Here is a 12,037-nt window from a genome sequence, read left to right as displayed (position 1 = left end):
GCTCTGTGGACATGCTCACATTCCGAGTTGATCTTTCCGTGATCGTCAGATTTAGGGAGCCGCCTGGGTTGTCATGGAAAGCCGTGAAGATCGACTACGGCACCGGTTCAGGCCCTGGTGTGGCGTTGGGGCGTCGTACCGGGGTCGCCATAGACACCGCCCCGCGGGCGGTGAAGTCTTCAGAGCCGGTTTTCCTCGAAACGGATACGGCTGTAGTCGCACTTTCCCGCTGGCGTGGTCGACTTGCCGATGATCGCGGCGCCGAACAGAAACCGCAGAACCGCGTTCATTCGCTCTTTCTCGCCGTTCTCGCCCATCCGGTCCCACGCGGCACGCGCGTTCGGTCCGGTCAGACCGGCCAGAATCTCCAGCGCCGGACGCGGGGTGGCGGTCTGCTTCTGCAACTCCTGTATGTGATCGTTGATGATTTTCCTGTCCTCTCGGTACTTTCGTGCAGAGAGCTCGCCCTTCTTTCAGCCCTCCTGTAACTCCTCCAATTCCGCACGGAGCCCGTCGATCTTCTCCTGTAGTGCGGCAGGAACCCCGGTCTCGGTAGCGGCCTCGCCGGTCACGTCAAGTTTTTCCAGTTTGCCAACCGCCGCGTCCGAAACGAAATCTTCCACGATCTTTGCGTTCATGCGGCGCACGCGCCGGCGTGGGTCCGTACTGGAATATCTTGCCCGAGTGCACACGTAGTAGGCACCCTTACCGGTTCCGGCCATCCGCAGTTCACACCGGTCACGCATGATCAGGCCTCGCAGGAGATAGAACGTCGCACCGATGCTCTCCTGGCGGCGGATCACCGCGGTTGGTCACACCCGTTTTTGTCCTATTCCGTTCAGCCCGGTAATCAAGAGTTACCGGGCGTCAGGATCGCAGTCAGAGGCACGCCGGTTGTATGTCACCAGAAGACCACGTGGGGTCTACTTGCCCTGTTTCGAGGCTTTGGCCACCACCGTGCTGTGGCGGTCGTACGGGCCAGGGATCGGTACGGGTGTGCCACCGGTGATGATCGACCACCGATCGCACAGTCCGAGCGACGGCCGCGCGGCAGTATTCAGCTGTTCCATCAGAGTGGATCTACAATTGCTACCGGTTGGCTGCGGCCACCTTCGAGGATTCGTTGCCGCGGACGTGCCTGGGCCACCCGGCCAGTGGCAGTCACAGGAGCCGCGAGTATCGCGGCGCGGCGGGCGTCCCGCACCAGCCCGCCGAGTTCGTCGGCCAGGGCCGGGGGTAGTCGTGGGGCGGTGACTTCGACGAACGCCCGGAAGTACGGGACCAGGGTGAGGAAGGCACGGCGGCTGGCCCAGTAGCTGCGGATGTCCCAGGCCCGGCGGGCGCAGCCGAGCACGTAGGACAGGCTGACGACCTTGTCGGCCGCGAGTGCGGCGGCGACGTCGCTGGGAAGGGTCTCCAGGCGGCGAACTGCGGCGTCTGGGTCGTGTTGGTAGAGGTCCATGGCTGTGTGTTCGCCGTGGATGAGCCACAGGGCGATCAGGACGTCTGTGCCGCACCGGTCGCCGATCTCGATACCGAGCGTCTGGGTGTCGGCGTAGTCGGGGACGTCATGCAGGAGGATGGCGGCCGTCAGGCTGGGTGACACGTCGGGCAGGTGCCGGCCGAGGGCGAGCGCGACGCGGACGGCGTGACCGAGCGCGGGCGCCCCGTCGATCTGATGACCGGAGCACCAACGGCGGGCGATGTCGAGTGCCGCGGTGACGACCAGCGGCCGGGGTGCGGTGAGGATAGATCGCCGGGCCGGCCCACGGGGCGGGGTGCCTGCTGGTGATGATGGGCCGGTGACGTCCGGTGAGCGCGACATGGATCGTCCCTGGGATGAGGATGCGCTGTGCGTGGTCTGCCCCGCGCTGGTGCATGACCGGGGCCGGTTCGATATCGCGGACGGGCCTGGCCCGGACAGCCGGTACGACACGTCCCGGGGCTACCGGCGGGACGCGGTCACCGGCGTGCCGGTCTGCGTCCACCCGCACAAGATCGGGGTTGCGCCGGGCCGGTACGCCTCCGGGGGGCAACGCTGGCCCGAGGAGGCGGACCGGGGACCTGCCCCGGGCCCGATGCCGGACCGGGCGGAGGGGCTCGCCGCGTGGATGACGGTGCTGGTCCGGCACGCGGAGCCGGGGCAGGTCGAGGTGGTGCTCGCCGACGCCGAGCGGGCGGCGGCCGGGCGATTCCCGGCGGCGGTGGTCGTGGACGCGCTACGGGTGGCGCTGGCGGCGGTGGGCTGAGGCTGAGGTCAGAAGTTGAGGAGGTGGGAACGTCCGCCGCGGTTGATGCCGATCGACTCGTAGAGCCCGAGCAGGACGTTCAGCCGGCGGACGGTCTCGGCCTTGCCGATCCAGTAGCGGCGTCGGGGCTCACCCCACCCGGCGGCCCGGTAGATCGTGTCGGTGAAGCCGTCGGCGTCGTACTGGAACCGCTCGTTGTCGGTGCTGTGGATGAAGGTCACGCCCAGGTCGGTCTGGATGGCGGTCAGGATCGTGAACTGCGCGGTGAGGGCGTGCACCATCTCGTCGACGGGCGCGGCGACGTCGAGTTCGGCGGCCCGCTCGTCGCCGGTGGCGTCGTAGACGGCGGCCTTCATCGCCATCGTGCGGAGCGCCTCTTCGAACAGGTGGGGGCCGTCCTCGTCGAGGTTCCACTCGTTGATGATCGGGTAGCCGGTGAACGTCGCCCAGCAGTCCGGGTAGGCGAGCGTCGAGGCCCGCAGCCGTTCGAACAGCGGGTGCTCCTCGAGCTGGTCGAGGATCTCCGCGGCACGCCGGCCGGTCGGGTAGGCGTCAACCTGCGCCGTGGCCACGGTCGCGGTGGCGCGGTCCGGGCGCGGGTCGACGGTGAGGGCGGAACCGTGATTCATGAGAGCCTCCCGGCTCGGTCGTGGGCGGGATGCGGTCCGGTGACCCGCGGATGCGGGCCCCGGGTACGGCGGGGAGACGGGCTCTGAGGCAGCCGCCTCCCCGCCTGGGCGTGGCCTCACCGGTGGTCATGCGCGAGAGCCAGCGCCCGTCCGGAGGTCCCCCGACCACTCCCCAGATGCGGGCGGGTGTGTTTCCCCCGAACACGTCACATGACACACTCCGCGCCAGGACCACGACAGACCGCAACTCTCGTTACGTCCGTAACCGCCGCGGTTACGGTGCGCCCGACGGTGGGGGCTTCGATGCACTCTGGCGAGGACTCGGCGCGCGGCCGGCTCACCCGCCGGCTCGGGGAGTTGATGCAACGGCAGGGGCACAACCGCACCACCCTCGCCGCGGCGACCACGTTCAAACGGCCACAGATCTCCGAGGCCGTCGCCGGGAAGCAGGTCCCGTCAGCGAACCTGATCAAGGCGTTGGACCGGGTGTTGAACGCCGGCGGTGAGCTGATCAGCATGTGGAAGGACGTGCGGCTGGAGGTACTCCGCCAGGATCTCGACACCGAGCTGCCAGGCGGACGGGCAACGAAAGGAGCCGAGACGGACCGGCGAGAAGTAGTAGAACTCGGCGCCCTGGCCGTCGCCGCAGGGCTTGCCGGTGAGGTGTCACGCCGGATCGCAGGCGGCGACCCGGACCCGCTCACCCTCGACGAACTCGACGAACGGCTCGACCAGATCGGTACCGCGTACACGACCACCCCGCACGCGGTGCTCACCCCGCTGATCGTCGGTGGCTGGCGTGACGTCGAGCGGCTCCTCGACGGCCGTCTGTCCGGCCGGGTCCGGGGCCGGCTCACCCTGGTCGCGGGGCTGTACGCGTTCTACGCCGGACGGTTGGCGTTCAACATCGGTGACGACGCCGCCGCGCGCCGGTTCGCTTCCCTCGCCGAGTTGTACGCCCGTGACGTCGCCGACCCGCTGCTGAGTGGCTCGGTGGCGACGCTGCAGACGTCGATCGCCTACTACACCGGCCGGCACACCGCGGCGGCCGACATCGCCGCGCAGGCCCGGCACGGCGCCCACCCGTACCTACGCGCCCGGCTCGCGGCCTACGAGGCCCGCGCGCGGGCCGCGGCCGGGCAGCACGAGCAGGCCCGGCAGTCGCTGCGCGACGTGCAGGACGCGGTCTGGCTCGGTGAACCGATGGTCGGCACCGAACCGTTCGGTGAGGAGCTGGTGCACACGTTCGTCGCGGTGGTGTCCGGGCGGCTCGGGGACGGTGAGCTCGCCGAGCCGCACGCCCGCCGTTCCCTGACCATCCTGAAAGCCACCGGCGGCGGCTACGAGGACATCGGCGGGACGTACAACGCGCTGGCACAGGCGTTCCTGCGACGGGCACAGCCCGACCCGGAGCAGGCCGCGGACGCCGCGTCGGCGGCGCTGGCGGTGCTGGAAGGACGGCCGACCCGGACCGTTATCCAGCGATCGGGGCAGATCTGGCAGGAGCTGGGAGCACGCGGGGAAGGCCAACGGGCCGTCGCCGAACTCGGCGAGCGGCTCCAGGCCCACAGACGGGCACTACCGGCAGGGAGCAGCGGATGACCCTCACCCTCGGCCAGCCAGACGCCCACGGCGTACCGACCGTCCTCACGCCCCGGCTCGTGCTGCGCGGCTGGCGGGCGGACGACATCCCCGTCTACCTGGCGATCGTGACGGCCGACGGGATGGCCGACCACACGCCCCAGCCGAGCACGGAGGCCGGTGCCTGGTCGCAGACCGCCTTTCAGATCGGACACTGGGCACTGCGCGGGTACGGCATGTGGGCGGTCGAGGACCGGGCGAGCGGGCAGCTACTCGGCCGGGCCGGGCTGTACGAGGCGCTCGGCTGGCCGGGCTGCGAGGTCGCGTGGACGATCCGCCGGGACCGGTGGGGCCAGGGCCTGGCCACCGAGGCCGGCGCGGCGGCGGTCGAGTTCGCGTTCGACGTGGCGGGCAAGGACGATCTGATTTCGATCATGACGGCCGGCAACGTCGGATCGATCCGGGTCGCCGGGAAACTCGGCCTGCACCGTGACCGCTCCGAAGTCCTCCAGGGCGCCGAGTACGACATCTACGCCATCGACCGCAAGACCTGGGAAACCGCCCAGGGCTGACGGCTCACCGGACAGCCCGCGGCCCCGGCAGGCTGGCATTCCTCGCAGGCGCACTCGGCTGTCCAACAGTGATGATCGATAACCGATGCGGAACCGGAAGACTCCGAAATCAGGGCGTTTGGTGACGCCGGGCGACCCTTGAGAGCTACCAGGCTAGGCGTCCGTTCGTCAGAGCCGGGTGGATCTCGTACGTAGGGGACGGCGGCCGACCGGCCTTGCGCGGCGGGTCCGGCCGGCGGCGAATCCAGCCCAGCTCGGTCAGTTCGTCGAGCGCGGTCTGTACAGGTCTCGCCCCGAATGGGATGGCCTGTCTGTTGCAAGCGACAGTGGCGTACAACCTCCCTCATGGCGGACAACGGGGGAGCACGCCGGCGGTCGGGACGGCGCTGGGTGCTGTGGATCGTGGCCGGGGTCGCCGCGATCGGTGCGGGGGTAGCGGTACTGGGGATCTGGAACCTGCCGGACCGGATGTACCCGCCGGGCACCGACGGGGGCGCCGAGGCGCGGGCAGCCCTGCAGGGCGGGCTGCTCACCGCGGCGGCGGCGCTGACCGCGGTGGCCGGCGCTCTGATCGCGTTGGACGAGACACGGCAGGCCAACGCGGAAACCAGGCGTGCGAATGTGGCGGCGGATGCCCGGGAGCGGGCGGCGAACCTGAACACCCACGTGCGGGAGTTGTATGTGGAGGCGGCGAAGCTGCTCAACGACCCGGACAACCTCGGCGTCCGCCTAGCCGGGATCTACGCCCTGGAACGCATCGCGGTGGACTCCCCGGCCGATCAGCGCACCGTCGTGGAGGTCCTCTCCGCATTCGTCCGCACCCGGAGCACCGACCTCGTTCTGTATCCACCGCCACCCGCCGACGGCCAGGACGCACCTTCACCTGTACGGCCCGCGGCGGATATACGCGCTGCCGTCCAAGTCCTAGGGCGACTCCCGCTCCGCGACGATGTCCCACGCTGTGACCTGACCGGCGCAACCCTCACCGGCCCCGCCAGCCTGGTTGATCTCACCCTCACGGACGCCAACCTCGCCGGTGCTCATCTGGTCGGGGCGGACCTGGCTGGAGCCCATCTGGTCGGGGTGAATCTCACCAAAGCCCAGTTGGACGCGGCGAACCTCAGCAATGCCCGGCTGGACAAGGCGAACCTAACGGAAGCCCAGATGGATGGGGTGAACCTCACCGGCGCCCGGCTTGGCGAGGCGATCCTGACCCGCGCCCGGCTGCATGAAGCGACTCTCATTGACGCCAAGTTGCTCGCCGCGAGCCTCAGCAACACCTGGCTGGACAGATCGGACCTCACCCGGGCCAACCTGGGCGCGGCGAACCTCACCGGTGCCCAGTTGGGCGAGGCGGATCTCACCCGTGCCCATCTGGGCGCGGCGAACCTCACCGGCGCCTGGCTGTTCGGGACGAACCTCACCCTCACCTGGCTGAACGGAACGAACCTCGCCGGCGCCCAGGGCATGACGGTGGGGCAGGTGGCGTCAGCAGTTCGTGCGGATGCGGGGACGCGGTTGCCGGACTACTTGGAGCGGCCGGGATCCTGGCCGCCCTACGACCCATTGGTGGGCGGTTCCTGACTCTTCCGACGTCGTGCCGGTTTCACATGGTTTTGCGCCGTTCCGTTCGGCCCGGAAATTGGCGGTTTTTAAGTCGCCGGATGACCCGGAGGTGGACGAGCGACCCGCCGAGAAAGTGACTGCCCTGTAAGGGTTTTCTCCCCACGAACGGGTGCGGACGGGTGCCCCGGACAGGCCGTGAGTGAGACCGGTGTCCGCACCATGGCCGCACTGGGAGCTCCCCGGCGGCCGTGCGACAGTCCGTGACCTGTCCTCGGTCCGGGCTGCCGATGCGATGACACTCACCGGCGCCGAGTGCGGCCGTGCGGCAACTACTTGGCCGTTACTCCATAGAGAATCTCGATGCCCTTGGAGTGCTCGGGGCAGAGGTTCTGTACGGCCGAGATCATGAATGCTCTCTGCTGCGCCGTGGTCGGCTTCAGCGCCGCGACGCTCCTCCCAGCGTCAGCAAGCGCCGTCGCTGTTGGGTTGGCGAGCCCTTCGCACACTTCATGGCCCACCGTCAGTAGATCAGCACCAGGTTGGGTGAGGCCTTGCGCGTGAACGTCCTGCACGAACCTCTCGGGACCTGGCTGGTCGGCGAGATCGCCCCCGTCCGCCGAGCCACTACACCCACTGATCGCAACCAGAAGCGCCAGCGTTACCCATCGTGCCCGCATCTGCCCTCCTAAGTGAAGGGCGCCAGGGTAACGGAGCGCGCCGATCTACCAGGGACTGTTCCAAAAGATCGTTAGCGGAACCAGATGTTGATGGCTGCGATGGCGACCGTTGCCCGGCAGCGGACGGCTAACTTTTCGTAGCGAGTGGTGACCGCGGGGTGCTGTTTGAGGAGGTTGATCCCGCCCTTCGACCCACGGGCACGCCGGTTCTCAGCCTGCTCCTTCTTCTCCGGGATCGTGCACTGGATTCGCCGACGGCGGAGCAGCGCCCGGTTCGCCCGCGAACTGTAGGCCTTGTCCGCCATGACCCGGTCGGGGCGGGTCCTGGGACGGCCAGGTCCCGGCCGGGGGACACGGATCTTGTCGAGCACCGCGGAGAACTGCGGGCTGTCCCCACGCTGCCCGGCGGTGACCAGCGACGCTGCTCCGCAGCTTCTCTCTGGGGAGGCCTTCAGCAGGTGAGATGCTGCGTCTTCGGCTTCGGCCCGCGCCGGGAGTCGTCGAGGGGCTGCCGGAGCAGCTCCGGCAGCGGGGCGGCGTGGGCCTGGCCCTCCATGGAGGCCGCACGGGTGTTCCAACAGGGACGATCGATAACCGCTTGACGGTCGTGCCGACCCGTCCACGGGGCCTGGTCGAGGGGTGGACACGCAGGGGTGGCAGCCACCCCTGGCCGGAAGGACCGAGGAAGATCGTGGCGGGGGAGCTGCTGCGGCACAGTGTCTCCGCGTCTCTTGGGTAGGCGTCGAGAGGTCGGGAGGGGTGGACGGTGTCCATCCCTGACCACCCCTTAGCCCGGCATGGTCCGGTGACGCGACGGCCCGGCGTGGAGGAGAGGACGCCGCACCCAGCGGTGATGCGGGGAGTGGGCGTCGACGTACGAGCCGGCGTGGTTGATCGCGGTGGGCACGTAGTGGGCACGGACTACTCGGCCGTCAGCGATCTGAAGTGGCAGAACCTGGCACCACGGAGCGTGATACACGCTGGCAGCGTGGACGATGCGGTCTCGTTCGAACTTGTCTGACACAGCGTCGGCCAAGCTTGAAAACCGCTAAGGGGAGCGATCCTCTTCGTGGGTTCGAATCCCACGCCCTCCGCTCCACCCGTCCGGCCTCACCGCCGCCGAGCCCCCGGCGAGTGCCTGTCTCAGGCAGTCACGGACGCGGCCGCGCAGCCAGCGGTGCTGGCCGTCCGCGTCGTGACGGGGATGCCATGCCTGGGACAGCAGCAGCGGTGGGAGCCGCAGGTCGAGGTCGAGCGGGACGAGGCCCAGTGCGTCCAGCTGAGCCCGGCCGAGCCGGATCGGTGCGATCGAGACGAGATCGCTGTTCGCCACCAGAACCAGGGCCGCGGCGTGGGTCGGTACGGCTGCGGCGACCTCGCGGCGTAGGCCGTGGGCGGCAAGCATCTCGTCCATCGGACCGCTTAGTCTGCCCCGGCGGGAAGCGGTCACGTGCCGGGCTGCTGCCAGCCTGGCGAGTGTGACGGGTCCTGCGGTCAGCGGATGGCCGGCGCGCACCACGGCGATTGCCCGCTCCTCCCCGACCGCCTCGATGATGATCTCTGGGGCGGTCGAGTCGATCTCGCCGATCTCCAGATCGGCCGTGCCGTCCCGGAGCGGGTCGGACCGCATGTCCGGCTCGGGGAGGAAACGGAGCCGGACACCGGGTGCCTCGGTTCCAAGCCGGTCGAGGAGATCGACCCCGATTGCCGTGATGAGCAGGTCGCTGCTGAGGATCGTGAACGTCCGGGTCAGCGTCGCCGGGTCGCTGGGCTGGGCCGGTGCGAAGACCGCCTGGGCGCGCAGAACCAGGTCGTGGACCTCGGCGCGCATGGCGAGTGCCCGGGGTGTCGGCACCATGCTGTGACCGGCCCGAACCAGGACGGGGTCGTCGACCGCGCGGCGGATCCGCCCGAGTGTGCGGCTCATCGCGGACTCGGTCAGGTGCAGCCGGCGGGCCGCCGCGCTGACGCTGAGCTCCTCCAGCAGTGCGTCCAGGGCAACCAGCAGGTTGAGGTCGACACCTGACAGGTCCGATTGACTTCTGTGCACTAATCAACTGTACAAGTTGCATTTGAAGTCAGATCGTCTTCTTCCTACAGTCATGGTGAGCGTTCCCGGGCAGGGCTGCGGCCCGCCCGGAGCGACCCACGGAGCCACCCGGCCCGCAAACCGGCAGACCCGCGCGGACCTGTGGCTTCCGGGCCGCCCAGCTGCTTCGCGGCCTGGTTCCTCCGAACGCGGATCCCTCGCCTGCCACCCGAATGAGAAGGACGATTTTCGTGCCCTCGTCATCGCTGCTCGCCCCGCCGACCGTGAACGTCATCGACCGCCTGTTCGGTGCCTCAGAAAAGGACGACGCGGCCGTCGCCGCGTTTCAGGCGGCGCATGCCGGCTTCGTCCCGAGGGAACTGCCCGCCGCCAAGCTCGCCGAGCTCACCGGTGACATCTATATGCCGGTATCCCGGGAGACCGGGGTCTTTCTCTACCAACTCGTCCGTGCTGTGCGGCCCGGGCTGGTCATCGAGTTCGGCACCTCTTTCGGGATCGCTGCGGTTCACCTGGCCGCCGCCGTTCGCGACAACGGGGCCGGACGGGTCGTCAGCACCGAACTGTCGCCGGGCAAGGCCGCCGCAGCCCGTGCCAATCTCGCCGAGGCGGGGCTGGGTGATGTGGCGGAGGTCTGGCCCGGTGACGCTCTGGAGACACTCGCGGCCCTGCCGGACCAGGTCGACTTCCTGCTGCTGGACGGCTGGAACCACCTCTACCTGCCGGTTCTGCGCCTGATTGAGTCCAGACTGTCGACAGGAGCGGTGGTCGTCGCCGACGACACGGTGCTGTTCGCCGACGACACCGCGGACTATCTCGCCTACGTTCGCGACCCCGCGCATGGATACATCTCCAGCCCGCTGCCGGTTGATGACGGCCTGGAACTCTCCACCCGGCTCTGAGTCGATCCACCCGGCTCTGAGCCGATCCACCCGGCTCTGAGCCTCTCCGCCGGGCTGTGAACCGCTCCGCGGAGGCTGATCTCGTGCCACCGCGCCACCGCGCCACCGCGCCACCGTGCCACCGCGCCACCGCGCCACCGGGGCGCCGGGCCACCGGGGCGCTGACGTTCACGGGCGCGGGTGCGGGTGCGGTGGGGCTTGTGCGCCTCCCATGAGGGGAGCGTGGCTCCCTCGCGAACAGGACGCCGACGACGACCGCGGCGACCGGCAGCCCGAGCCAGAACCATCGGGTGGACGACCACTGAGGTGTGCCCGGCGTGGCGAGCAGCGTCAGCTCTTCGGGCAGCAGGACGGCGGCGAGGGCGAACAGGACGAGTGCCGGTGCGGCCACGAGGCCGGCGTGCGCCGGCCCGGCCAAGGACGCCGCCGGCGGCCGCGAGCGCCAGCACGAGCGCGACCATCGCCGCTGCTTCGACGGTCAGACCGGCCGCCGGGAAGAAGGTGGGCTCCGCGACGGCGGCGCGGCAGAGCAGCAGCGCCGCCAGCCAGCCGCACGCCGCCAGTGCCAGCGCGGCCCCGACCCGGAGGCCCGTGATCCACAGCCGGGAGACCGGCGCGTCACCGTGGTGGGCGCGGCCCGGACGTCGAGCACGAACGCCACTGCGAGCGCGCAGGTCACCGCGACGATCGGCAGCACGATCGCCGCCTGGCCGATCTCCAGCTCGGCCGAGGTCAGGAAGGGCCCGGCGGCGATCAGCACGGCCAGGCCGGTGCCGCCGACCAGCGGCGTCTTTCGGGCCGCGTGGACCAGGTGCGGGACGAGTGCCGGGAGCAGCCCGGCCACGCGAGCCGGGCGCCTCAGCGCAGGTGTGACCCGCCGTCGCTGCTGTTCGGCAGGGTCACCCCGAGCAGCTCCGCCGCCTCGACGGTGGTCGTGTCCGCGGCGGTCAGCTCCGACCACGTCGCCCGGATGCGGGCGCCCGTCTCGTCCACGGGTCTGGCGCAGCGGCGCTGGAGCTCGTTCTTCCGTCGCCGTGCCGTCATCCGTAAACCCGATTGCCGCTCACCAGTTGACGTTAACCACCCGCGGGAACTCGAGTCCGCGGCGATTAACCCGCTGTTCGGGGCCCGAGCTGGTCGACCATAGAGCATGAACACTACCGATGTTCCTGCTCACTCCTTTTTTCGGGTTATGGTAGGAATGGGGCCTCGAGATTTGTTGCCACGAACGGCTCGGCTCGCACCCTGTCGCCGGTCCGGTAATGCAGTCGCTCCAGCGTATTCTCTTATTTCACCGCCACCACTGGCAGATCGTTCGTCGCAACTACACGGGATGCCTTGAAGTATTAGGCCAGGAATCCGGGTAGGGATGCGGCGGAGTGGCGCACCGGGAAGGTGTCCAGCATCCCGGTTCGCTGCAGCGGCTGATTGCTCCTGCTGAGTGGCATCGCCGCATGAGGGTGGCCACCTTCCTCCGTCTGAGTAGCGGAACGAGCAAGGGGGTTATCGATGAAGCTCGACAAGAAGCGAGTTTGCGGAATGCTGGTTTCGGTGCCTGCGGCCGCGGTGCTGATGTTTGCTGCGCCGGCGCATGCGGCTGCTCAGGGTGGTTCCACGGGTTCCTTCGGGGGCGGTGGTGCTCAGGGTGGTTCCACGGGCTCGTTCGGGGGCGGTGGTGCTCAGGGTGGTTCCACGGGTTCGTTCGGGGGCGGTGGTGCTCAGGGTGGTTCCACGGGTTCGTTCGGGGGCGGTGGTGCTCAGGGTGGTTCCACGGGCTCGTTCGGGGGCGGTGGTGCTCAGGGTGGTTCCACGGG

At 69.3% G+C, this 12,037-nt stretch carries 13 protein-coding genes and 1 pseudogene; 5 read left to right on the top strand and 9 right to left on the bottom strand.

Annotated features, from left to right (window positions below; translation table 11 throughout):
* Positions 1–179: 179 nt before the first annotated feature.
* From FREUN1FDRAFT_RS39780 to FREUN1FDRAFT_RS39770, 3 genes are all read right to left on the bottom strand, one after another.
* Positions 180–404: a hypothetical protein gene (locus FREUN1FDRAFT_RS39780; RefSeq protein WP_006540632.1), complete on the bottom strand. Its 225-nt coding sequence runs from the start codon at positions 402–404 to the stop codon at positions 180–182.
* Positions 405–473: 69 nt separating this feature from the next.
* Complete coding sequence (locus FREUN1FDRAFT_RS43770; protein ID WP_157474743.1) at positions 474–638, bottom strand: hypothetical protein; 165 nt, start codon at positions 636–638, stop codon at positions 474–476.
* Positions 639–1,069: 431 nt separating this feature from the next.
* Entirely contained in the window at positions 1,070–1,825 is a 756-nt protein-coding gene (locus FREUN1FDRAFT_RS39770) for a hypothetical protein (RefSeq protein WP_006540629.1), read from the bottom strand.
* On the opposite strand from FREUN1FDRAFT_RS39770, the gene FREUN1FDRAFT_RS13540 reads away from it, so the two are divergent.
* Complete coding sequence (locus FREUN1FDRAFT_RS13540; protein ID WP_232295178.1) at positions 1,803–2,249, top strand: hypothetical protein; 447 nt, start codon at positions 1,803–1,805, stop codon at positions 2,247–2,249. The genes FREUN1FDRAFT_RS39770 and FREUN1FDRAFT_RS13540 overlap by 23 nt on opposite strands.
* An 8-nt stretch (positions 2,250–2,257) precedes the next feature.
* Here FREUN1FDRAFT_RS13540 and FREUN1FDRAFT_RS13535 read toward each other — a convergent pair whose 3' ends face one another.
* A complete protein-coding gene (locus FREUN1FDRAFT_RS13535; protein WP_006540627.1) occupies positions 2,258–2,878 on the bottom strand; it encodes a hypothetical protein in 621 nt (206 codons plus the stop codon).
* A 303-nt stretch (positions 2,879–3,181) separates the two neighbouring features.
* Between FREUN1FDRAFT_RS13535 and FREUN1FDRAFT_RS13530 the strand changes: the two genes are divergently transcribed.
* The 3 genes from FREUN1FDRAFT_RS13530 to FREUN1FDRAFT_RS13520 all read left to right on the top strand — a co-directional run bounded on the left by FREUN1FDRAFT_RS13530 (position 3,182) and on the right by FREUN1FDRAFT_RS13520 (position 6,615).
* On the top strand, positions 3,182–4,480 hold the full coding sequence (locus tag FREUN1FDRAFT_RS13530; protein ID WP_006540626.1) for a helix-turn-helix domain-containing protein: 1,299 nt from the start codon (positions 3,182–3,184) through the stop codon (positions 4,478–4,480).
* Positions 4,477–5,031: a GNAT family N-acetyltransferase gene (locus FREUN1FDRAFT_RS13525; protein ID WP_006540625.1), complete on the top strand. Its 555-nt coding sequence runs from the start codon at positions 4,477–4,479 to the stop codon at positions 5,029–5,031. The genes FREUN1FDRAFT_RS13530 and FREUN1FDRAFT_RS13525 overlap by 4 nt, the downstream gene beginning before the upstream one ends.
* 345 nt (positions 5,032–5,376) lie before the next feature.
* Positions 5,377–6,615, top strand: coding sequence for a pentapeptide repeat-containing protein (locus tag FREUN1FDRAFT_RS13520; RefSeq protein ID WP_035951497.1), 1,239 nt, complete (start codon positions 5,377–5,379; stop codon positions 6,613–6,615).
* Positions 6,616–6,926: 311 nt separating this feature from the next.
* Here the strand turns inward: FREUN1FDRAFT_RS13520 and FREUN1FDRAFT_RS41435 are convergent, their stop codons facing one another.
* From FREUN1FDRAFT_RS41435 to FREUN1FDRAFT_RS13510, 3 genes and pseudogenes are all read right to left on the bottom strand, one after another.
* Positions 6,927–7,274, bottom strand: a complete 348-nt coding sequence (locus FREUN1FDRAFT_RS41435) for a DUF732 domain-containing protein (protein ID WP_006540623.1) — start codon at positions 7,272–7,274, stop codon at positions 6,927–6,929.
* Positions 7,275–7,345: 71 nt separating this feature from the next.
* Positions 7,346–7,690: pseudogene (locus FREUN1FDRAFT_RS13515) on the bottom strand (transposase); the annotation flags it as partial.
* A 632-nt stretch (positions 7,691–8,322) separates the two neighbouring features.
* Complete coding sequence (locus FREUN1FDRAFT_RS13510) at positions 8,323–9,324, bottom strand: LysR substrate-binding domain-containing protein (RefSeq protein ID WP_006540619.1); 1,002 nt, start codon at positions 9,322–9,324, stop codon at positions 8,323–8,325.
* Between the two features lie 230 nt (positions 9,325–9,554).
* Between FREUN1FDRAFT_RS13510 and FREUN1FDRAFT_RS13505 the strand changes: the two genes are divergently transcribed.
* Positions 9,555–10,223, top strand: a complete 669-nt coding sequence (locus tag FREUN1FDRAFT_RS13505; protein WP_006540618.1) for an O-methyltransferase — start codon at positions 9,555–9,557, stop codon at positions 10,221–10,223.
* 478 nt (positions 10,224–10,701) lie between these two features.
* Here the strand turns inward: FREUN1FDRAFT_RS13505 and FREUN1FDRAFT_RS13500 are convergent, their stop codons facing one another.
* Both FREUN1FDRAFT_RS13500 and FREUN1FDRAFT_RS43765 read right to left on the bottom strand, forming a co-directional pair.
* Positions 10,702–11,067 carry a hypothetical protein gene (locus tag FREUN1FDRAFT_RS13500; RefSeq protein ID WP_006540617.1) on the bottom strand — a complete coding sequence of 122 codons (366 nt, stop codon included), beginning with the start codon at positions 11,065–11,067 and terminating at the stop codon, positions 10,702–10,704.
* A gap of 14 nt (positions 11,068–11,081) precedes the next feature.
* The gene (locus FREUN1FDRAFT_RS43765) at positions 11,082–11,267 is read right to left on the bottom strand and encodes a hypothetical protein (RefSeq protein ID WP_006540616.1); all 186 of its coding nucleotides are present in this window, start codon (positions 11,265–11,267) and stop codon (positions 11,082–11,084) included.
* Between the last annotated feature and the right edge of the window lie 770 nt (positions 11,268–12,037).

This window comes from Parafrankia sp. EUN1f, assembly GCF_000177675.1.
Taxonomy (GTDB): Bacteria; Actinomycetota; Actinomycetes; order Frankiales; family Frankiaceae; genus Parafrankia.
The sequence above is the reverse complement of the archived record's forward strand: the minus strand, read 5'-3'. Positions and strand labels throughout refer to the sequence as shown.